Origin of the sequence: Microbulbifer sp. MKSA007 (assembly GCA_032615215.1) — a bacterium.
Taxonomy (GTDB): Bacteria; Pseudomonadota; Gammaproteobacteria; order Pseudomonadales; family Cellvibrionaceae; genus Microbulbifer.
Window position 1 is genome coordinate 4,243,291 of the sequence record CP128433.1, and the last position, 21,363, is coordinate 4,264,653.

At 47.0% G+C, this 21,363-nt stretch carries 19 protein-coding genes and 3 pseudogenes; 9 read left to right on the forward strand and 13 right to left on the reverse strand.

Going from position 1 to position 21,363, the window contains the following annotated elements; genetic code table 11:
- The first annotated feature begins 98 nt into the window (after nt 1-98).
- Nucleotides 99-1,757, forward strand: a complete 1,659-nt coding sequence (locus tag QT397_21820) for an acyl-CoA dehydrogenase family protein (protein WNZ55463.1) — start codon at nt 99-101, stop codon at nt 1,755-1,757.
- 42 nt (nt 1,758-1,799) lie between these two features.
- On the opposite strand, the gene QT397_21825 is transcribed toward QT397_21820, so the two are convergent.
- The 7 genes from QT397_21825 to QT397_21855 all read right to left on the reverse strand — a co-directional run bounded on the left by QT397_21825 (nt 1,800) and on the right by QT397_21855 (nt 7,422).
- Complete coding sequence (locus QT397_21825; GenBank protein WNZ55464.1) at nt 1,800-2,540, reverse strand: SDR family NAD(P)-dependent oxidoreductase; 741 nt, start codon at nt 2,538-2,540, stop codon at nt 1,800-1,802.
- Between the two features lie 31 nt (nt 2,541-2,571).
- On the reverse strand, nt 2,572-4,620 hold the full coding sequence (locus tag QT397_21830) for an aminotransferase class V-fold PLP-dependent enzyme (protein ID WNZ55465.1): 2,049 nt from the start codon (nt 4,618-4,620) through the stop codon (nt 2,572-2,574).
- 247 nt (nt 4,621-4,867) lie between these two features.
- Entirely contained in the window at nt 4,868-5,272 is a 405-nt protein-coding gene (locus QT397_21835; GenBank protein ID WNZ55466.1) for an NUDIX domain-containing protein, read from the reverse strand.
- Nucleotides 5,273-5,352: 80 nt separating this feature from the next.
- The gene (locus tag QT397_21840; GenBank protein ID WNZ55467.1) at nt 5,353-6,069 is read right to left on the reverse strand and encodes a phospholipase A; all 717 of its coding nucleotides are present in this window, start codon (nt 6,067-6,069) and stop codon (nt 5,353-5,355) included.
- Nucleotides 6,070-6,089: 20 nt separating this feature from the next.
- Nucleotides 6,090-6,464, reverse strand: a complete 375-nt coding sequence (locus tag QT397_21845; protein ID WNZ55468.1) for a hypothetical protein — start codon at nt 6,462-6,464, stop codon at nt 6,090-6,092.
- A 236-nt stretch (nt 6,465-6,700) separates the two neighbouring features.
- Nucleotides 6,701-7,237 carry a hypothetical protein gene (locus tag QT397_21850; protein ID WNZ55469.1) on the reverse strand — a complete coding sequence of 179 codons (537 nt, stop codon included), beginning with the start codon at nt 7,235-7,237 and terminating at the stop codon, nt 6,701-6,703.
- Nucleotides 7,237-7,422 carry a hypothetical protein gene (locus QT397_21855; protein WNZ55470.1) on the reverse strand — a complete coding sequence of 62 codons (186 nt, stop codon included), beginning with the start codon at nt 7,420-7,422 and terminating at the stop codon, nt 7,237-7,239. The genes QT397_21850 and QT397_21855 overlap by 1 nt, the downstream gene beginning before the upstream one ends.
- 945 nt (nt 7,423-8,367) lie before the next feature.
- Between QT397_21855 and QT397_21860 the strand changes: the two are divergent.
- Nucleotides 8,368-9,347, forward strand: a pseudogene (locus QT397_21860) (IS5 family transposase).
- Between the two features lie 398 nt (nt 9,348-9,745).
- Here the strand turns inward: QT397_21860 and QT397_21865 are convergent.
- On the reverse strand, nt 9,746-10,255 hold the full coding sequence (locus QT397_21865; GenBank protein WNZ55471.1) for a GNAT family N-acetyltransferase: 510 nt from the start codon (nt 10,253-10,255) through the stop codon (nt 9,746-9,748).
- A gap of 136 nt (nt 10,256-10,391) precedes the next feature.
- Nucleotides 10,392-10,595, reverse strand: coding sequence for a hypothetical protein (locus QT397_21870; GenBank protein WNZ55472.1), 204 nt, complete (start codon nt 10,593-10,595; stop codon nt 10,392-10,394).
- A 136-nt stretch (nt 10,596-10,731) separates the two neighbouring features.
- Between QT397_21870 and can the strand changes: the two genes are divergently transcribed.
- From can to QT397_21905, 7 genes and pseudogenes are all read left to right on the forward strand, one after another.
- Nucleotides 10,732-11,388: a carbonate dehydratase gene (gene can, locus QT397_21875; protein WNZ55473.1), complete on the forward strand. Its 657-nt coding sequence runs from the start codon at nt 10,732-10,734 to the stop codon at nt 11,386-11,388.
- A 94-nt stretch (nt 11,389-11,482) separates the two neighbouring features.
- A pseudogene (locus QT397_21880) lies at nt 11,483-11,653 on the forward strand (rubredoxin).
- A 60-nt stretch (nt 11,654-11,713) separates the two neighbouring features.
- Nucleotides 11,714-11,857 (forward strand): annotated as a pseudogene (locus tag QT397_21885) (rubredoxin).
- Nucleotides 11,846-12,802, forward strand: a complete 957-nt coding sequence (locus tag QT397_21890; GenBank protein WNZ58580.1) for an FAD-dependent oxidoreductase — start codon at nt 11,846-11,848, stop codon at nt 12,800-12,802. The pseudogene QT397_21885 and the gene QT397_21890 overlap by 12 nt, the downstream one beginning before the upstream one ends.
- A gap of 71 nt (nt 12,803-12,873) precedes the next feature.
- Nucleotides 12,874-13,098 carry a hypothetical protein gene (locus QT397_21895; protein WNZ55474.1) on the forward strand — a complete coding sequence of 75 codons (225 nt, stop codon included), beginning with the start codon at nt 12,874-12,876 and terminating at the stop codon, nt 13,096-13,098.
- A 103-nt stretch (nt 13,099-13,201) separates the two neighbouring features.
- Nucleotides 13,202-13,714, forward strand: coding sequence for a flavin reductase family protein (locus QT397_21900; GenBank protein WNZ55475.1), 513 nt, complete (start codon nt 13,202-13,204; stop codon nt 13,712-13,714).
- A gap of 159 nt (nt 13,715-13,873) precedes the next feature.
- Nucleotides 13,874-14,605, forward strand: a complete 732-nt coding sequence (locus QT397_21905; protein ID WNZ55476.1) for a glycerophosphodiester phosphodiesterase — start codon at nt 13,874-13,876, stop codon at nt 14,603-14,605.
- A gap of 126 nt (nt 14,606-14,731) precedes the next feature.
- On the opposite strand, the gene QT397_21910 is transcribed toward QT397_21905, so the two are convergent.
- The 4 genes from QT397_21910 to QT397_21925 form a co-directional block, all read right to left on the reverse strand.
- Nucleotides 14,732-16,891 carry a TonB-dependent receptor gene (locus QT397_21910; protein ID WNZ55477.1) on the reverse strand — a complete coding sequence of 720 codons (2,160 nt, stop codon included), beginning with the start codon at nt 16,889-16,891 and terminating at the stop codon, nt 14,732-14,734.
- On the reverse strand, nt 16,882-17,358 hold the full coding sequence (locus QT397_21915; GenBank protein ID WNZ55478.1) for a TonB-dependent receptor plug domain-containing protein: 477 nt from the start codon (nt 17,356-17,358) through the stop codon (nt 16,882-16,884). Before QT397_21915 ends, QT397_21910 begins: the two co-directional genes overlap by 10 nt.
- A gap of 357 nt (nt 17,359-17,715) precedes the next feature.
- Nucleotides 17,716-19,281, reverse strand: a complete 1,566-nt coding sequence (locus QT397_21920) for a M28 family peptidase (GenBank protein WNZ55479.1) — start codon at nt 19,279-19,281, stop codon at nt 17,716-17,718.
- Between the two features lie 472 nt (nt 19,282-19,753).
- Complete coding sequence (locus tag QT397_21925) at nt 19,754-21,175, reverse strand: amidase (protein WNZ55480.1); 1,422 nt, start codon at nt 21,173-21,175, stop codon at nt 19,754-19,756.
- Nucleotides 21,176-21,363: the final 188 nt, after the last annotated feature.

Here is a 21,363-nt window from a genome sequence, read left to right on the forward strand (position 1 = left end):
TCGGCTATGCCTGAATTATTCCCCCTAGGGGAATTGGCAAAACCGTACAAGTTAAATTACAGCATCAAATAGAAATCTACATCCTCCAGGGTGAAGTTATGAACAGTGAGATCCACACATCAGATTGCAAAACCAATTATCAGGTTGCCAACCAGCCCTGCCCGCTTTCTGGTCATAACCTCTATATTGCTGATCAGGCGTTAAAGGAAGCCGTACATATTAATGGGGCCCATTGGGCTGAAGATGACCTGGAGCGGTATGGGGAGGTGTGTGGTAGGCCAGAAATGATTGAGCGGGGCTATGCTGCCAATGAATTTAAACCTATCTTCGAAAGTCACGATCGTTCCGGCCACCGCATTGATTTGGTTCGATACCATCCCTCTTATCACCAGCTAATGCAGCTGGCACTTTCAGAAGGTTTACACAGCTCTCCCTGGACCGACCCACGGGCTGCTGCCCATGTGGCCAGAGCTGCAAAAAATTACTTGCACACTCAGCTTGAAGCCGGTCATGGGTGTCCTATCACTATGACCTTCGCCTCAGTACCCACTATCGAGCTAAACCCTGAAATCGCCACTGAATGGATACCCAAAATAACCAGCCGCACTTACGATGGAAGTAATCGCCCATATTTTGAGAAAAACTCATTGACGATCGGTATGGGCATGACCGAAAAACAAGGGGGCTCAGATGTCAGGGCAAATACCACCGCTGCAATTCCCCTCGTCGATGGAACCTATGAATTATTAGGGCACAAATGGTTTATGTCCGCCCCTATGTGCGATGCCTTTTTAATTCTTGCCCAGGCGCCCGGCGGCTTATCCTGCTTCTTGGTTCCAAGATGGAGGCCGGATGGATCGAAGAACCAGCTGGAGATTCAACGCCTGAAGACAAAGTGTGGCAATGTTTCCAATGCTTCTTCAGAAGTTGAAATACGCGGCGCATTGGGCTGGCTAATCGGTGCAGAAGGGCGTGGGGTCAGCGCCATCATCAAGATGGTAGCGATTACACGGTTTGATTGCATGATGGGCTCATCTGCAGGGCAGCGGCAAGCTGTTATCCAGGCAATATACAATGCTAGTGAGCGTAAAGCATTTGGCAAAAAGCTGATTGATCAACCACTGATGCAAAATGTGCTTGCCGACCTGCAATTGGAGGTGGAAGGCTCAATTGCCTTTACCATGCGCATAGCCAGAGCAATGGATCAAGAGGGCAACGAACACGAAAAGATGCTACTCAGACTCGGGGCCGCGGTGGGAAAATACTGGATATGCAAACGCAGTCCTCATCACGCCTATGAGGCTATGGAGTGCCTGGGAGGTAATGGAGCTATTGAAAATTTTATTACGGCACGGCTGTACCGAGATGCTCCGATAAATGCAATCTGGGAGGGCTCAGGGAATATTCAAGCGATGGACGTGTTACGTGCCATCACTAAAACCCCTGCAGTAATTAGCCACTGGTTTGATGAATTAAACATTAGTCGAGGCATAAACACACAATTTGATACGGCAGTCGACAAGTTAAGAAACGACCTTTCCGACCTAAATCAATTTGAATACCGTGCACGTCATATTATTGATCAAATGGCCCTGACCATGCAGGCGCACCTTCTGCTACAGGGGAGTAGCCCTTGTGTAACTGATGCCTTTATCAAATCAAGAATAGGGATTAACGGCACACACAATACTGGAAGCCTACCCACCGGGATTGACATCGCCACTATTCTGGAGCGGGGAAACCCTCTTATAACTTAAGATACGATAACAGCTACTATCGCGCCTATTTCACGCTGATCGCTACCAGGGTATAAGACTTCCATCCCATGATAGTAATTTTCCGGTATCTGACGATGCCAGTTGACTCAAGACATCTACAATACGATTCGCACTTAATTCAGGGGTGTAGAGTTTATCTGGGGGCAAATTAGACTGGAAAGGCTTGGATAGTGAAGTATCTGTCGTACCTGGATGAATCGCCACCACACAACTTTCCTCCAGTTTCCGCGCCCACTCAATAGACAGGTTCTTAACCAGCATATTTAATGCGGCCTTACTACACCGGTAGCTGTACCAGCCACCGAGCTGGTTATCCGTGATACTTCCCACCTTTGCCGAAAGCGACGCCCACAACAAAGGGCGTCTGCGCTTCAAGAATCCATCCAGTGCGCGCGCTAAATGTAAATGGGAAAGTACGTTGACCTGAATCGACTGCAACAACCAGTGATCATCACATTGCGATAGAGACTTCTCCGGTCCATGGAACTCATCATGTAAAATGCCACAGCAGTTGATTATCCAACCTGGAGGCTCAGAGTGTTCGGCCAAAAAATTTTCAACAATATCGATGGACTCGGCTTGCTCTAAACAAACGGATAAATGGTGTCGCTCACCGACATGGCCAGGAATCATATCAACTGTGATTCGACTCAAGGTCAATAATGTAACTTGAGGATAGCGCCGAATAATTTCGGCGCCAATGGCCTGCGCTATGCCACCGGAAGCACCGGCTATCAACACAGATTGTGGACTTTTGAGCATACCGGCCTCCATGCCGGATTATGGAGTTTTACTATTTTCCTTTCTTTTTCTCTCCAGAAGACTGCACTTTCTCAGCTTTGCCCTTGGAGGCTTCCTTAACGACCCTTAGCATCGGCTCATCAGAGCGGAAAATAAGACCGTGAATTTCTGTCGTATTCTGCCCCTGAAGTAGCTGCTGTAAAAACTGTACTATTTGGGCTGAAATTTCCTGTCCCGGCACAAGGACCGGAATACCTGGCGGATAAGGAACAATTTCATCTGCACTGGTCCGGCCAACCAGGTTCTCAATAGCTTCTGTGCCGTTGTCCATCAGCGGCAATTCTTCTGCTTCCGAAAAATAAGCATCTGCCGGTAAACATGTAAAACGGGTAAATTCTGGCAAACGCCTCGGCGACCCGATATGAATACGCTTGTGAGTATTTCCTGCCAATTGCTTAAGAGCATGAATCAAGCGAAGTAATTTGCTCTCTGTACTACCGAGGGTTACAAGCACAGTAATGGTATTGTAGGTGGTCTTTTCCACCTGGATGCCATACTGATCAAACAATTTAATCTGCATTTCATTGCCAGAGTAACCACTCTTGGAAATATCAATAGTCACCTTGGTGGGATCAAGGCGAATGTTATCACTGGCAAGTGGGTCAGCAATCAAGTCATCACGTGTTAGCGCGCGGAACACACCTGTCTCATTAACGGCATTACGTAAAATTTCCACCATCTTTAGACATTGCTTCAAACGACCATACCCCTCCATCGCCATTTGTTTCCGCGCCACATCTAGGCTCGCAATCATTGCGTACTGAGGACTGGTAGAGGCGTGCATATTCAGGTTTTCGCGAAAACGGAATTCATCAAAGTCCGGGTCTTGCACGTGGATCATACTGGCCTGGGAAAAGGCCGACAGCATTTTGTGGGTGCTTTGGGTCACATAATCTGCCCCACACTCCAGTGCTGTAGGCCGCAACTCGGGATGGAAGAAACCATGGGCAAACCAGGCTTCATCCACCAGCACTTTCACTCCACGCTCATGGGCGTAGTCGATAATTGGCTTAAGGTCGTAACGTAATCCATCATAGGTGCAGGAGGTAATTACCAATAGGCGCGCATCACTGTGCTCATCCAGGGCAGCTTCAATATCCGAACGCTTTACCGGCCCGTAAATTCCAAATTCTGGATGCAGTACAGACTTCAGGTAAACCGGCTCACAGCGATTCATCACAATCGCATGGTGAACTGATTTGTGACACGCTTGGTCAACGATAATTTTTCCGCCACCACCAAGAATTTGCTGAATAACCACTTTATTCGCGGTAGAGGTGCCGTTGGTCAGGAAAAAGGTATGGCGAGCTCCAAAAGCCTGAGCCGCTAGATCCTGCGCCTCCTGAATAACCGAGTGGGGCTCGAGTAAACTATCTAAAACTTGAACAGATACAGACAAGTCTGTATTGAAGATATGTTCACCCATAAAGCGATAAAAATCCCCCACCCAGGGACTATTGCGCAGACTGTCACCACCAGAATGGCCGGGTGTATGCCACGCATCCCGAGCTGAGAATACGTATTCTTTCAGAGTGTCGGCAAAAGGAGTCGAAGCTCTTCGAGCAATAAACGCCTGCACCAAGCGGAACATATGGTTGAAATTGCCCTCACGGCGGTCGAACAACTCATCGAAGCGGCGACGCAAATTTGACAGGGATTTTGAACCGGATTTGCCCGGCTTGGAAGTTGTTCCAGCAAAACCACTGTGGGCTACGAGGAAGATGTTAAGCTGGGAACGCAAAGCGTGAACTCGGTCAGCGAGTTCATCTGCAGCATCCAGCCTCTGCCCATCACTGCCACCATCGACAATGACCGCTTGCAGGGAATCCTCTTCTTTTGCCAACCTCTCAGCATCTGCGGGCATTACGGCTTCAAAATGAAGACCAAAAGGATTGTCGTGTACTGCTGCCGTATTATTGAGAGCGGTAATCCACTCATTGGCCAATTTGCTATCAGAACTGACCAGAGCGACCCGACACTCTAATTCAAGGCTATTTTCGTTTAGGTTGCCCAACTCAGGCATCTTCAATTCCAAACCCATAATTCTTATCCATCAGCATAGCTTGTAGGTGAGTACAACTTGCTGTATCAATTATTCAACTATTTGATTTTATTAACTTTTATAAGGCCCCCGCGAGTTGCGGTGGCTCTGGAATTCCAGGGCAATAAACACCAGGGGGCAAATACTAATGTAGGAGGGAGGGGAATTCTGCGACTACATTGCATTTGGCGATTTTCGCCAAATGTACCCAGGCATACCAGATCTATTGCCAAGGAAGATAATAAAGTTAGAACTTTGCGCTACGCACAATACCATTAAACGTGAGGCAATCCTCGACCCTGTGACGCTGTACCTGGGATAATTGGTGAAGCGGAAAGTAAGCCCATTGGGAATGTTCATCAGAGAGAATATAGTCACCCTCTTTAATGAAATGGGCTCGAAAAATAAAAACATGTGAATTGAATGCGTTGTGGTAGTAGATGCCACTGAGATACTCTATTCGAACTTCTCGTCCAAGTTCCTCATGGCACTCCCGCACCAATGCCTCATGGGCAGTTTCACCCGGGTCTAATGCTCCGCCAGGCAAGCCCCAGCTACGCTCAGCATAAGTCGCTTTCAGCTGCAGTACTTCTCCACCAGTATTCGTGATTACCGCATGGGCACTCAAGCGGTAACTATCATCAAAGGCCATGAACAAACCCTGATAACAAGTCAGGTTAAGAAGGGAAAAACGAGAGCCTATTCATTGCGAGTACGCCCTCGTCGTTAAGGTTAAAACCCCTGGGCTAATACAAATCCAAATCCTAAAGTTTGCACTGATTCATCATAATCAAGGAGGCTCTCTCCGTAACCATTGAAATAGCGGATATATCCATCAACGCGTTTCCCGAGAGGGAAGCCCCAGGTCAGCTCCACTGCACCACGATTATCTGAGCGCAAATTGTTACGTAACATCAGTGAAACCGTGTGATCTCCATCGCGGTATCGCCCACCTAGTTCAAAATGCCCCAGGTAGTGCTCAATATCCGGATTATCATCATCATCCTTATCTTCAGGAACCCTGTACCAGGGCTTTAGGCTGATTGAATAATTATCCCGCTCAAAAATGAAATTCGCATATATTCTATTCCAGCTACGGGAATAGGGTTCACTACGCCCATTTGACTGGTGGTTAATCGCTACCTGGTTAGCTACATTATTCCAACCAAATAGACTCCAGTCATTGAGCCAACTCAGAATCAATTCCGGCTCGTGGTTTGTTTCACGGAAGGGAGCGGAGTCATCGGAGTTGTACGCCTGCCAAAAGCTGCGATTTGTATAGGCGACACTCAGTACAGAAGCCTGCCCCAAAAAACCCCGCCAAATAGGCACCTGCACAGAAAGCTGGAATTGAACTTCGACGTTATCCAACTCTTCTGCCTCAGCAAGGCCTTCAATGTCTGCCAGCCCTCCCTCTTCCGGGGCTGGATTGTAGACCATTGGCAGCACGTAGTTAGTTTTATGGGAAGCTAAAGTAAAAGGGTTATTGGCAGCATCCCTGATAGCCTGAGCCCTCCCCCTAACAATACTTCATCTGTCGGAAGGTCTTCCTCATACTCGTCGACAATAAAGTCCGCTATCACCGGATCCTCTTCAAGAGTCAGTTCAGCTCTGACTCTTTCAGCGCAGATACGTCGAATTTCCCTTATCGTGACATCGGCATCCGAAACAAGAATTTGCTCGTTCAAGCAGCGCTTATGGTGGGTCTGCAGGTTTTCTCCCGCATCCATAGAAAAAGTTGATTCTGGCGCCTCTTCAGCTAAAGCTGTTGGCAACTGTGCAACTAACCCAACAGAAGAAAGTAATGTGAGCCCGGCAAAAACCCTTCTTCGATAGTAGGACAAAACGCTTTCCCCCAGTCATTTATTGCAATCGTGATGCAAGCTTACACTGGAGAGGATTACAAGTCCCACTACATAATTTTGCGATTATCGTGACAAGACAGCCAATCAGGCTAGATAAGCTCTAATTTCAGCTTAGATAGAACAGAAAACTAAATAGTGACAGGTATAGAAACAGGAATCTCCATTTGAGCCTATTTGTGTGACCAATAGTGGTTATAAAGTTTCCTCAAGCTGGGCTAAAGTAGTCCTTTTAAGCTCGACGACCACTCCAAGTCCCTCAGCCGAACCTGCCACAGGCGACCAGTACTAGATGGCCAATCGTACCCTACTAACAGGCTCCGACTATCAACATAGCAATGGGCATCTCTTTCAGCTTCATCACCCTGGTAAATGTAAGCAATAATATCGGAACCCAGTTCCTGAGCCTTCTGGCTCGAAACATCCCCCGCCATTGATCTTGCCGTGCGATGGCTCACCCTAGGAGAGAGCAACTTACCCCGCTGAGATGGATCGACGATATCAGGGGATACAACTTCCAGGCCATTTTCATGTTGTACCAACCTCGACAAGACAGGCCCCATAAAAACCCGCATCAGTGGAAACAATAGCCGCTCTTCCCCTTCGATGTTGAGTTGCTGAGGGCCATTGGGGCCTGTCCAGCTGGCTTGAATATCATCACCTATCGCAGGACTCTTTCCCTCTTCTGGAATTAACTTGTAGTGGGCGCTCACCTCATCAACTTCATCTCGCCAATGCACAACACACTCACTCACTAGCCCCCTTCCAAAAGAGCAAATACTTCGATACCAAACCCCTGGTCCCCGACTAAGCGCCGACTGACAAGCGAGCGTCGCCCCTGCTCATCATTCCCTAACTGCCAACTATCTTGCACAGGCATTTCCCTGCCATCACAACTATAGTGATAGCGACCCTGAGCCAAAGTTGAATTTAAACGCATCGCAGGTTCCCTCCTTGCTCGCTGTACATCAGACCGGCGGTCCAGTACCCAAAAAGTATTGCACATGGAGGGAGGCTAACCTCGTTTTTTACGCCTCCTTTAGCCAAACACTATGGAGACAGTGACCAACACAAGGATTTAAAAATAGGGGAAAACTATGAAACAGCTGAAATACCTCCAAAGTGAATGACTTAACCTGAAGTAGTTGAAGAATTTTCCAGCCGGATGCACCAATAGAGTGAACGTTTTATATAAAGCACTACTGAGGTTCATTTAAGGTATCCAGAAATTAGGCTCGCCAAAATTCCAGGTAACTCCTGACCTAGAACCAACTAGCAATCATTGGAAAACCTATATCTACAAAAGTACTTACAGCCTCTTCTTTTATTCTCATTCACCCAAAAGAAACTTAAGCTATTTAAGCGGAATAACGTCAAGCTGGCGCAATAAACATCAAATAACTTTTCCCACATCACATAAGCACAAAATTCCAGCTAGCAGCACAGGATTTCCGGGGGAATGATCCAAATATATTTGGTAGCCTTTAATTCTTGAGCATGACCAAAGAGAAAACTCTCGAATTTTATCATTATCCATATCACTCATCGAAACCAGTAACTTGCTGGTACAGCAAAGTGAATGGCTTTCATGGCGAGTAAAATTAGACGCAACAGCATGTCAGAAATTTGTTTGAATAGAGGATCGCTAATTCAACTACTAATTCTCTTAGAAGAGCTACGGAGACAATATCTTTAGGTATCCATGATGTTGCTGGAATACAACCATTAGATCCCTATAAATATCGCTTTCTCCTACCAGCTTTCACGTACTAGCGTCACCGAAGTCAAGAAATATGATATTGGTATTTAGGACTCTTAAGGAACCTCTGAATAATTCTGAGTCAATTTGGTAATATTCACCTACCCATCAAGACTACGATGAATCATGCACCAAGTCACCTTTGCCGAAGCAGAATATAAGCTAAAGCGTCGTATAACTCGCCGAGAGAAGTTTCTTTCTCAAATGGAAACCCTCGTCCCATGGCAGCGACTAGAAGCTCAGATCACTCCTTGTTACCCACAAGGTAAACGTGGCCGACAGCCATATCCATTGAGTGTCATGCTTCGTATTCATTGCATGCAGCTATTTTACAATCTCAGTGATCCCGCTATGGAAGATGCACTGTATGAAATTGAATCCATGCGTAGTTTTGCTGGATTGACTTTGAGTAGCCCAATTCCCGATGAAACAACGATTCTTAACTTTCGCCACTTACTGGAGCTCAATCAGCTAGGTGCAGCTCTTTTTGATGAAATCAACAAACACCTTGCTGAGAATGGGATGGTACTGCGTGAAGGCACGATTGTAGATGCCACTATTATCTCTGCGCCAACTTCAACTAAGAATGAAAAGAAAGAACGTGACCCGGAAATGCATCAAACAAAGAAAGGCAATCAGTGGCATTTTGGGATGAAAATGCATATCGGGGTTGATGATGTGCTCGGAGTAATACATAGCATAGATACAACAGCAGCGAATTCGCATGATGTCACAACCACAGAGCGAGTTCTCCACGGGGAGGAGAAAAGAATCTGGGGAGACTCTGGGTACATTGGTGCGGAGAAACGTGAAGAGTTGAAAGAGCGGGAGGCGGATTGGTATATAGCAATGAAGCCGAGCAAGCTAAAAACTCTTCCAGGGCGTGATGCACTCCGTAAAGCGGAAAAGATCAAGGCGCAGATAAGAGCGAAGGTCGAGCACCCCTTCCGCTACATCAAACGGGTATTTGGTTATGACAAGGTCCGCTATCGGGGACTGGTAAAAAATACTGAGAGGCTGTGCTTACTGGCAGGCTTTACCAACTTATTAATAGGGAGAAAATACTTGGCTGCCTAGGGGTGGTTCGCCTGAAACCCACCTATTGAGGGTTTCAGATGAAAAATTAGGGGACTATTACGCGAAAATTACGCGTTTGTGCGTAATAAAGTGAATTTTTCAAGCAGCTCAGCTTAATTCTGGAAAAATGCTTCGTTGATCAGAGGATCCTTAAAACACCCAAAACCCCAAGAAACATCCCCTTACAAAAAGCTTCTGCGTATCTACTGCTACCACCGTTTGTATGGACATTATTTTTAATATTATCAATCAGTAAAGTCTCAGGGCTACAGACCTAATCTATGGAACTAATAATTGGGGTACATCGCACTTCAGCAGCTACCAATAAAATATCTAACAGTATTGGTCAGCCGTAGCTTTCAGATCACAGCCACGGCTTATCGGAAGATAGCCCCATACAATGACTACAAATTTGAAAAGGTGAATATTAAAGATATCGCTGCCAAAATTCGGCCTGACCGAACTCCTCATCCATGGCGTACGGTTTAAACCCAGTCTTACGGTAAGCAGCCTGCGCAGTGTAATTTTTTTGTAGAACTTCCAAGGTTAACTTACAACAACCTCTGTCTTTTGCTTCTTTCTCAAGAAAACCCAGCATAGCCGTACAAACGCCCAAACCTCGTGCAGATTCACTAACAACAACATCGTGAATATTAATAAGAGGTTTACATAAAAAAGTGGAAAAACCAGTAAAGCAATTAATAAGACCAACAGCTCTACCATCTCGATATGCTAAAATACTAAAAGCTCCAGGAAATTCATTTAGTGCCGACACCAACCCTGTTCGACAATGATCAGAAAGAGCTTCACCACCACCAAATGGATGAAGTGCATACTCTTCCATTAAAGCAATTATGCTTTTTGCATCATGCAAGTCATCATAATTCGCCAAACTAATTTTTAAATCAATATCTACATTACAACCTGACAACACCATATGATTCTCTTTTTACTTTTCCATTAGCTCAACTGCTTTATTGAATGTAATTTATTAACCACTTATACAGCCAACTTATCCACCTCACTTATAGATCTCTGATGCAGCGTGGACAACAGAGGGTACAATATCGGATTTACTCCGTAACTTCAGCACCCTTCTTTTCCAGTACCGCCTCGATATTGGCTTTTTCATCCACTGGGAAATGCTGTAAATAGCTACGCAAACGCGTCCGTCTTGCAAGCAATTGACGCACTCTCAAGCGATGCCGCCCCACTGAATTCGAGTGCCTGGAAACCCTCTGCCGCCTTCTGGGAATGGCGCTTTTCTTTCTTCCCATGATCTTAGATTCCTTTTTAGACCAGGTTTTAGGCAATAGTCATCTTTTTAGATTAGACCAGATACACTTGGCGCGCACGAACAAAGTCGCTATCCTGCTGACTAATTGTCCAAACGGTCACATCAGGATAGATTCATTGCACCCGCTTAATCATTTAATAGAGAACAACCAACATTGGTCAGAGGCAACTCGCGAAGATAAGCCTGACTTTTTCCTTAAACTGTCTGAGCAGCAGAGCCCTGAATACCTCTGGATTGGCTGCGCTGATAGTCGCGTTCCCGCGAATGAAATTGTCGGCCTATTACCCGGGGAGCTTTTTGTCCACAGAAATGTTGCCAATGTAGTAGTCCACTCAGACCTGAACTGCCTTTCAGTACTGCAGTACGCTGTAGAAATCCTAAAAGTAAAACATATTATTGTCTGTGGTCATTACGGCTGCGGCGGTGTCCAGGCCGCACTTAATAACGAGCAACTTGGCCTGATCGATAACTGGCTGAGACACATTCAGGATGTCAGGGATAAGCATCACACCTTGATAGATCTTTTCCAGCAACAGCAACGCACAGACTTACTGTGCGAACTCAATGTTCTGGAACAGGTAATACACGTTTGCCAGACCACCATTGTCCGCGATGCCTGGCGTAGGGGCCAGGAACTGACCGTCAATGGGTGGGTATATGGACTCAAGGATGGCCTGGTGCACGATTTGGGTATTTCAATCAAGCACCCGGGGGAAATTGCTGATATTTATCAAAGTGCTCTCAGTAAAATCGCCCAGCGCAGCACGGAATAATACCGCCCAACCACAACTCCTTTCGTTTTTACCGCTATAAATGGGAAAGCCCCGGTATTTATTTATCGGGCTCGACCCTGCTTGGTGGAGAAACATGTCGGCATACAGAAAGTGGCAGTGCCAGAACTGCGGCTGGATATACGATGAGTCCAAAGGTTGGCCCGAGGATGGAATTCTTCCCGGTACTCGCTGGGAAGATATACCTGGAGACTGGTACTGCCCGGAGTGTGGTGCAGCCAAACAAGATTTCTCCATGCTGGAGATTGGCGCCGATACCACTCAAGCCAGCTTAGCTAGCAATGATGGCTTCCGGATCTGGGAGTGTATGGTATGTGGCTGGACATACAATGAGGCCGAGGGATGTCCACAAGATGGCATTGCTCCTGGTACTCGGTGGGAGGATATTCCCGACGAATGGAATTGCCCTCAATGCGGCGTTAGTAAACAAGAATTTGATATGGTTCTTGTAGGCCAAGCCCCCATCGCCCCGTCCCCTTCAGCCAACCAAAAAACAACCACTACAACCTCAGCACTTTTAGTTATTATTGGCACAGGGCTGGCCGGGTATAATCTGGCGCGAGAGTTTCGCAAGCTTACCCCCCAGTCTCCTCTCCTGTTAATCACTGCCGATGATGGAGCTTTTTACTCCAAGCCTTTGCTGTCAGCCTCTTTCTCTCACGGCAAGACTGCACAGCAACTCAGCACTTCCAGTGCCGAAGATATGGCTAGCGAACTCAATGCACAAATTCTGGTTCACACGCGGGTAATACATATAGATCGCCAAAACAAAACTCTGACGATTCAGCAGGATGGTGCAGAGCATGTATCCAAGATTCCCTATGGAAAGCTAGTTCTGGCAACCGGGGCCAAGTGCCGCAAACTTCCCCACTATGAGGGGGATGCCCAATCACATATCTTTCGCATAAATAATCTCAGAGACTACCACCGTTTTCGCACTGCCGTGGTGGGGCGCAAGCGCATACTACTCCTGGGCGCTGGTTTGATTGGCTGTGAATTTGCCAACGATCTGGTACAGACCGGCTTCGCAGTGGATCTGGTTGACATGGAGCAATGGCCACTGGCGACACTGCTGCCGGAAGTCGCCGGGCGCGATCTGCAGACGGCCCTGGAAGACTATGGCGTTCGCTTCCATGGGGGCTCATCATTAAAGGGTATCGAGAAATTGAGCACCGGTTTCCGGGCCCAGCTGAGTAGTGGAGAGCAAATAGAAGCGGATGTTGTTCTCGCCGCACTCGGACTTGAGGCTAACACCGGCTTAGCCTCCATGGCCGGTATAGCCGTGCAAAGAGGTATTGCTGTAGATCGATATCTGCAAACAAGCGATCCCGATATCTACGCCCTGGGGGATTGCGCAGAAATAGACGGCCATCAGCTACTCTTTGTCGCCCCCTAATCAGCTGTGCGAAGAGTCTGGCACAAACTTTGTCAGGAAATCTGACTCCCGTTTGCTTTGGCGTTATTCCTGTGGCCGTAAAGACAACCCTGCACCCAACTACCGTTTGCCCGCCAAGCCCTGACTCCAAGGGGACTTGGCAAATCAACATAGAAGATTCAGGGGTTTGCGCCGAATTTCGCGACGAAAAGGGCAATCTACTCGGTTTTGCCCTTACCGGTGGTGCGATCGCCCTCCGGGAACGGCTCAGCCAAGAGTGCCAGCCAATTATGAACGAACAGTCAAAAAATAACTGATAATCGTACTTATTTTAATAGCTATTCGAGGTAAAGCGCGCAAACCGTTAACTTTTGCCTTAAAATGGCGGCCCTTCAAAGTTTTGGTACAAGTAGCCTTAGTATGACGACAGAGAAAAGCCGTACGATTTCCCCGTCACCCGAGCAAAGCCGGCTACTGCGGGACACCCTCGGCCACTTTGCTACCGGTGTAACTGTCATTACCACTCAGGATACCAATGACCAACCTGCCGGCATGACGGCTAACAGCTTTAATTCCGTTTCCCTGGACCCCGCCCTGGTTCTATGGAGTATCGATAAGCAGTCCATGGGCTATAAAGCATTTACCACCCGGGAGCACTTTGCCGTGCATATCCTGCGAGCAGACCAACAACATGTCTCAAACCTATTTGCTGGTCGAGGGGCAGACAAGTTTGGACAGGTCAACTGGTATGAAGGCCCCAATGGTATACCCCGCCTAGAGGAGTGTGCAGCCTATTTCCATTGCCGCCGCGCGCAGTGCATTGATGGTGGAGATCACACAATATTGCTTGGAGAGGTGCTGGAATTTGCCGCTTTTGGTGGTGAACCCCTGGTCTTTCATCAAGGCTGTTATCGTGCATTGGCTGGAGAGTAGCAGCTCACTTTTTGGAGCCTAATCACTACCCAAAGGCTATAAAAATAATTTTTTAATGCCAATTAACCAGTATTTGGCAGAAACTTTGGTGTTGCATTAGTGACCTCGTAATAATTTAAGGGCAGTCTGAAGCAAACCATGAAAATGGACTGATAAGCCATGACTTCAACTACGCTCTTCTGTTTCGCCCACCGGGGCTATCAACAGCGAGCCAGTGAAAACACTCTCCAAGCAATCGGGCATGCGTTGGAACTCAACGTCGGGGGTATCGAAATTGATGTGTGGAATATTGGTGGGCAGCTTCTCGTCAAGCATGACCGGCGACTCGGACGCCTAATCGCGGGCTCTGAACTCATCACTGAAATGCATCCCGATGCCCTGAAAGAGAGACCTCTCCCTTGCGGGAATAAGGTCCCTACATTAAGGGAAGTCCTGGAACTTGTGGGAAATAGTGCCCAACTCAATATCGAGCTGAAAGGGCCTAACTGTGCAGCCCTTTTCGCGGATGAAATCCACACCTTTACGCAGGATACTGGTGCAAGCTACGAGCAATACATCGTCTCCTCTTTTGATCACCGCCAGTTGTACCAGTGCCTGCAATTAGCTCCTGAGGTTCGGCGGGGAGTTCTGGTTTCCGGTGTTCCCCTCGATCTTGCAGCCTGCTCTGCTCCATTAAAGGCCTATTCATTACATACGAACGTAGATTTTATAAATGCAGATTTAATAGCCGATGCAAAACAGCGCGGGCTTAAGAACTACGTATTTACCGTCAACGACCCCAACGATTTGATACTGTTGGCAGCTCAAGGTATTGATGGGGTTTTCACTGATGAACCTCAAATCGTATCCGATTTTAATGCCCGTGTTGAATTCACAAAAACTGGCACTTAGACGTTGGAGAAGATCCCCTTCACCAATTAAGAGAACAGACAGTAACCCGGGACAATTACCGGGCTACTGCTGTGAGTTAAAGCAGGAAAAGACTCGAGGCTAAATAGTCTCCCCTATTTATACAGCTTAAAACTCTGCGCTAGCACGTAAATACCAATAACCACCATTAAAGCCAAATGGTGATGTGAGGGCATGACGTACCCCGAGATATCGCAACGTGGGCTCCTGCTCATCATCAGGCATTACGTCAAAGATATTCTCGCCCCCCAACGACAATTTATAATTTTCATACAGCGTAAACGTCGCTTCGATATCAACGAGAATTTCACTGCCATAACTATAGGTATCACTGGCATCCCCAGCACCAAACAACCCGCCTGTTGATTCCCAACTGCCATAGCGATTAAAACGCAGGTACCCTGCAAATAAATCACCCGTATCGAGGTCAAAAGTTAAAGTCGTTCGATCACTGGGAACTTGGTTTTCCAGGTCAAATACCCGTGAGGCATTGATGGTATTTGGCGTAACACTGGTAACTTCCTGGCGATTGTGATTGTGGCGTAAATCCACCACCAATAAACTTTCAAAAATCTCGAAATCACTGGTAACTGCCAGATCTATACCAGACACTTCCGAGTCATAAGCATTGACGAAATAGTTTGCATTGCTGCCGTTGAGTAGTGCTGCATTTTCTATACCGGCATTTTGCAACAGAATCACTTCGTCATCTCCGATGGCATTGTTGCGCAGAGCCAGGCGATCCTCGATGTCGATGTTGTAGTAATCTATTGTCACACTGGTATTGTCCAGTGGGGCAAAAACCGCACCCAAGGTGAAACTGGTGGATTCCTCCGGCTCCAGCTCAACGGCTCCGAGCGCTGACGCTACCGGATGAGCCACAGGATAGGTTCCATTGGGTATCAGGTTGCCACTGGAGTCTGTCGTAGTAGTAACATTTAAGGTATTCACCTGTCCGGGTGTTGGCGCCCTGAAACCAGTATTTACCGTCGCTCGAAATGCCAGTTGTTCATTCACATCATACCGTGCTGACAATTTCCAATCCGATGTCGAGCCAAACTCATCATATTCCTCTAACCGTAAAGCCGCTCCCAAAGTCAGAGCCTCAGTCACATCGGCTTCAAGGTCAATATAAGCCGCAATACTCTCGCTACTGAAACTGCCCAGCGCTTCAATCGGGAAACCCTGAAAACCATCTGAACCCACACCAAAGTACGCAGCAGTTGGGCCTACCGCAGTGGACGCTGCATCCCCCCTACCAATTGAGTAAGTCTCTTCACGCCACTCAGCGCCGAATGCAAGGTTCAATGGCGAAGCAAAAGCCATGACATCAATGGGGTAGACAAAATCCGCATTGAGGCTGGACTCTTCCTGCGTGAGGGTTCCCGGCTTGAAGGAAGTAGGAGACAAAATACCCAAACTTGGATTGATTGAATTTTTCAGGACATAGTCCACTTCATTTTCAGCCAAACGTCCGCGTAGATCCCAGGAGAGACCATTGGCAAGCTCTCCACGCGCCCCGAATACAGCAGCGATATCATAAATATCTGCACCAAATTCAGGGTTGTAGCCGCCGGGGAACTGAGTATAAATTGGGTTTCGCAACACGTACCCACTGTCGCTGGAAGTATCTGCTACCAGGTAATCCGAGGGGTTTAGGCCCTGCGCCAAAATAGAATCCACTAAAGACTGGGGAGCTGGGTCGGGCATGTAATCGATACTATTCGGATCAAGGGGGTCATTGGGGCTGTCTACTTGCAGGGTACCTCTCGCAGTAAACTGGTGTTCTGGGTCGAGCACCGGTCCACGATAGAAAAAGTCAGAAATTGTTTCATTTTGTGAATAACCGAAGTTTCCATAGAGCTCTACCGAATCAGAGATATCCAGGCCGCTGTTAATAAAAAACTTCAGGGACTCAACATCGGGATCACCCCATCTCTGACCCAAGCCATCCAGTGGTACTAAATTATTTCCCACAACTGATCCTACCTGTTGCGCATCTGGCCGCGCTTCGCTGCGCCAGGTTTTATCTGCGCGGGAGAATTCAACGGTGCCATTAATAAATCCTGCATTACCCAGCGCAAATCCCGTATTTGCGGCAATACTCATCCGGGTTCCATCCCCTTCAAAATACTCCCCTGTCTGAGCTGATAAGCTAAATCCCTCTGCATCATCCTTCAGGATAATGTTAACGACACCGGCAATCGCATCGGAGCCATATTGTGCTGAAGCGCCATCACGTAAAACCTCAACTCGCTCTATAGCCATAGAGGGTAGCGCCGAAAAGTCGACGGCTTGGGCACCCTGGTTAACTGTACCCAGGGGGCAAGCTGCAAATTAACCAGCGCAGAGCGATGGCGGCGAGTTCCATTGACCAGTACCAAAGTTTGATCTGGGGATAAATTACGTAAAGTTACCGGGCGGATAAAAGCGGTACCATCAGCAATTGGAAATCTCTGCGTATTAAATGAAGGGGCAATTTTTGCCAGGGACTCAGTAAGATCAAAGCTCGCTTGATCCGCAATATCCTCTCCGCCAAGCACATCTACCGGAGAAAGAGTCTCGGTGGGAGATACACCCTCTTTGCGTGTACCTGTGGTTATCACTTCCTCCATTGCCCGATCAGCAGTATTAGAGGCACCCTCTTCCTTTTCCTCAGCAATCGCATACCCACCAGAGTTAAAAATCGCAACTGCCACCGCCAATGACAAAGGTCTCAACAAGTAACGCTTCATATTCACCACCCTCTCTTCTCATTATTAACATCAAACAGAACATCACCGGATAATTCATCAAAGCAATGCACATCAAATTAGATCCGTGCAGGGGTTAAACAAAAAAAGCGGCATACTGACGTTCCGTCTAATTGCATCCATGCCAGAAATTAGTGCACGCCTAGGGTAGATCTTTTACGCGATTAAATGTCAACTTCCAACAAATCAAAAAATTAATGTCGCGATATTTATTTTAAAAGGAGGGGGTACACGTTTAGCAAATGCCAAAAACTGCCAAACGTGACTTTTAGAAAGGCTGAAGCAAAAGTGACAGCAATGAGTTCACTTAAAAAAATAAATAGGTGAAATCAACACCGTCTATTGAGGTGTATAAGTAACATCAACCTCATAATCCGATCCCAGGCGACTGTAGCCCCGCACCATAAAATAGGCTTCACTCTCACCACTTGGCACGGTTAAGGAACAGTTCTCAGAGCTATCTCCCTCATAGGGACGGCAATCGTAATAGCGCCAAGTAGGTGCCGCACCAAAACGGACATATAGATCGGCATCATTAGTACCGGTCATATCCGCGATAAAATCTGTACCGGGCGTTACACTGAGAGGTCCATAGTGATCCTCCGAACCTCGCCCCACATCATCACTAAAGGTTTCTGTTTGTTCCTCACCGGGGTCTGGATCGGGATCGGGGTCCGGATCGGGGTCTGGGCCCGGATCATCCCCTATATAACCCTTGGCCAATTCAGCGACATAGGCAGCAGCAAGCTTTCCAAACTTCACCGCATGACTGGCATCTCCACCACTATTAGCGAGGGTATCACTTGAAGTGTGGATATAAGGGTTTGAGCCATTAAAAGTCGCCTCAAAAGGAAAGGAAACCGGATAACCCTGGTTATACCAAGATGCGTGATCAGAACACGCATAACCACAATAAGTTGTTCCAACAGTGAGGCCGCTCAGGTAGGTCTGGGCCAGATCCTCAAGAAAGCTATTCTGGGCACTATTGGTGTAATCTCCAATAATATAGATATCACTATTTGAGCCATAGTAATTAGTCATATCCAACTGCAAGGCACCTATCACATTTTTATTCTGTGATTTGTAATCGCTAGCAATATCATCTGACCCCCGCAGCCCCACTTCCTCAGCAGCGTACCCCATAAAAGCCAGCGTTTTATCCGGCTTATAGTCTGTAGCGACAATTGCATTAATGACATCAGTCAATGTTGCTATGCCAGACGCATCATCGTCAGCCCCCGGCGCTCTCGTACCTTCACCAGTGCCAAAACCGACCGTAGAATCCAGGTGCGCCCCCAGCACGATAATTTCATCCGGGTCAGTTTGCCCCTGAATCGTCAAAATTACAGAGGGTTGCGCCCAACTATGGCTATAAAGTTCGACAGAGGCATCACTTCGTGAATTCGTTAATGCCTGCCACTCATCCCTTATCCACTCAGCACCATCCACGCCGGTTGAAGTGGTGTAATAGCGATTAGTAAAATTCGACAAACTTTGAATAGTTGACCGTATATTAGACTCTGAGATCTCTGCTTGCAGGGCGTTAACCACATCTGCATTATCAATAGAGTAAGCGATCACGTTATTCACTGTTGTCGTCAGCGATGAAATCTGGGCAGCTTCTGCTTCCTCCAATGAGTCATGTACCATAAAGCCGCCACAACGGTTATGGTTGATATGCATCAGAGTCGATATTTCGGAAAGATTCTTTTCATTAACTTTTAGAATAGTAACTCCGTTACGTTCCTCACCTTGAATCGCGAGTGGTTGCTTGGCAACCAGGCTACTGTTTTGCTTTAAGGTTTTATAACCATCACTACCTATAGTTATCCACAGCTCTTCTGCCATAACAGCGCCGGGGAGTGCAAGAACCCCAACTAAAGACCTACTAATAATTTTTTTCATTATCTTCTCCACATTAAGTTAGCCCCCTGCGAATCCCTGATATTTCAAAAACACAGGCAGGCAATAAACACACATGCAAGAAGCCTGCACAAACAGCAGTTTTGAATCTCAATAATATTCAAATAATACAAAAATCAATGAGGATGGAACTACAGGCCATACCTATAAACAATCGCAGACAATCCAGAAATATTTTTATTATTCGAATTTCGAAAAGCGCAGAGAGAACAAACAAAACCGGATTGACCAATCCGGCAAGGAAAAGCTAGCACATTCAAATAAATACTAAAACAATTTGGCATCTTTCAGCGTAAGAGCCGCAATAAACTTTAAGTGGATCACAAATACACAAAAAACATAGAATATAAAAACACTATTAATAGCAAATAGAACTAGGAATAATTTCTGAACTAAAGGGTTTTTCAGCCCTTTATTTTAATTAGATCTACAAGAAGAATTTTAAGATTGCAACTCACACAGAATCTACCCAACCAGGAAGCCTCCTTTTTAATCCCTGCTGGTTTTGTAAAGCAGCGGCTGCACATAAAACTGTCTCATCAGCATATTTTCTGCCTACTATTTGCAGACCTACTGGCAGACCATTCCCTGAAAAACCGCAATTAATTGATATTGCCGGATGGCCTGATAAATTGAAGGGGTAGGTATAAGGTGTCCAGGAATACCATAGAGAGCCTGGATTATTATCCGGCACATTGGCCCCAGCACTAAATGCGGTAATGGGTAAAGTTGGGGTCACTAACAGATCATATTTCAGAAAAAATTCCTGTAATCGCTCGACAAAGTTATCTCGCCACTTCAGCGCGTCGAGATAATCAGGTAAGGATAACTTGTCCGCTTGTTCTGCGACCTCTAACAATTGGGGCTCCACCAGTTGGCGCCTGGTACTATCCATCGCCCTAAAGATACTCGCTATTCCCGCGCAAAATAGACAGCCAAAAGCTGCACTAGCATCATCAATACCTGGGTCAACCTCTACAACTTCAGCACCCAATTCCTGGAAGTGCATTACACTAGCAGAAACGTTGCTCACCACCATGGGATCAGGTTCTACGTAACCAAGACTGGGGCTGTAAGCAATACGCAACTTTCCTGTTCTTTCAATCAACCTTCCCTCTGTAGCTGCAAGGAAATCAATGTTCCGACGTGGTATTGCGCGGATATCCCGATGATCCGGTTCACTGATTACATTCATCATCAGTGCACAGTCTTCCACCGTCGATGCTAAGGGCCCCACATGCACCAGGGAGGAGAAGGTACCTAATGGCCAATGGGGAACCTGCCCAAAACTCGGTTTGAACCCAACCGTGCCACAAAAGCTGGCAGGAATCCGGATAGATCCACCGCCATCAGCCCCCACAGCCAGAGGGCTCAACCCCAGTGATACTGCAACCGCGGCCCCGCCACTCGAACCACCCGATGTCTTATCCCTATCCCAGGGGTTTCTCGTAATACCGTCTATGGCATTATCCGTCACCGCCTTCCAACCAAACTCCGGTGTCGTAGTTTTCCCTATTGGCGTGTACCCGTTGCGCTGTAATGCCGCAATGCAAGGGGCCGCACATCCCAGCGTCGTCTCTGGATCAATTATTTGGGAGCCGAAAACCGTTGGCCACATCGGTGTATAGAAGACATCCTTTATTGCCACTGGCACCCCATCAAGTAATCCCCGCGCATTACCAGACATATAGCGGTGTTCAGCTTCCCGCGCATAGGCGAGGCTCGTATCTCTGTCAATCAAACAAAAAGCCTTAACATGCCTATTAAGTCGCTCAATTTTGTTGAGTAACTCTGCAGCAACCTCAACCGGTGAGAAAGACTTCTTCCTGTATCCATGCAACAGCTCAAGAGCTGTCATCCCAACGAAATCGCCCATCGAGTAAGCCTTCCAATTACTGATCCGCTAACTTCATCAGACTAGTCGTCGGTAGCTAACTACTTGCTCCACCTTCTCTTAAAAAGATCCGATGGAATAATTTCACGCAATACAGAAAGTTCAGCTTCCAGTCAGGAAATTCACAGTAAGCTTTGGTGAAATCACCGACACGGATAACCGCTGTGAAA

Bases quoted from the DNA above. Each gene is read 5' to 3' on its own strand.
- QT397_21820 (WNZ55463.1), top strand. From the start codon at position 99: ATGAACAGTGAGATCCACACATCAGATTGCAAAACCAATTATCAGGTT.
- QT397_21825 (WNZ55464.1), bottom strand. From the start codon at position 2,540: ATGCTCAAAAGTCCACAATCTGTGTTGATAGCCGGTGCTTCCGGTGGC.
- QT397_21830 (WNZ55465.1), bottom strand. From the start codon at position 4,620: ATGGGTTTGGAATTGAAGATGCCTGAGTTGGGCAACCTAAACGAAAAT.
- QT397_21835 (WNZ55466.1), bottom strand. From the start codon at position 5,272: ATGGCCTTTGATGATAGTTACCGCTTGAGTGCCCATGCGGTAATCACG.
- QT397_21855 (WNZ55470.1), bottom strand. From the start codon at position 7,422: ATGCGTTTAAATTCAACTTTGGCTCAGGGTCGCTATCACTATAGTTGT.
- QT397_21865 (WNZ55471.1), bottom strand. From the start codon at position 10,255: ATGGTGTTGTCAGGTTGTAATGTAGATATTGATTTAAAAATTAGTTTG.
- QT397_21870 (WNZ55472.1), bottom strand. From the start codon at position 10,595: ATGGGAAGAAAGAAAAGCGCCATTCCCAGAAGGCGGCAGAGGGTTTCC.
- QT397_21890 (WNZ58580.1), top strand. From the start codon at position 11,846: ATGGTTCTTGTAGGCCAAGCCCCCATCGCCCCGTCCCCTTCAGCCAAC.
- QT397_21900 (WNZ55475.1), top strand. From the start codon at position 13,202: ATGACGACAGAGAAAAGCCGTACGATTTCCCCGTCACCCGAGCAAAGC.
- QT397_21905 (WNZ55476.1), top strand. From the start codon at position 13,874: ATGACTTCAACTACGCTCTTCTGTTTCGCCCACCGGGGCTATCAACAG.
- QT397_21910 (WNZ55477.1), bottom strand. From the start codon at position 16,891: ATGGCTATAGAGCGAGTTGAGGTTTTACGTGATGGCGCTTCAGCACAA.
- QT397_21915 (WNZ55478.1), bottom strand. From the start codon at position 17,358: ATGAAGCGTTACTTGTTGAGACCTTTGTCATTGGCGGTGGCAGTTGCG.
- QT397_21920 (WNZ55479.1), bottom strand. From the start codon at position 19,281: ATGAAAAAAATTATTAGTAGGTCTTTAGTTGGGGTTCTTGCACTCCCC.
- QT397_21925 (WNZ55480.1), bottom strand. From the start codon at position 21,175: ATGGGCGATTTCGTTGGGATGACAGCTCTTGAGCTGTTGCATGGATAC.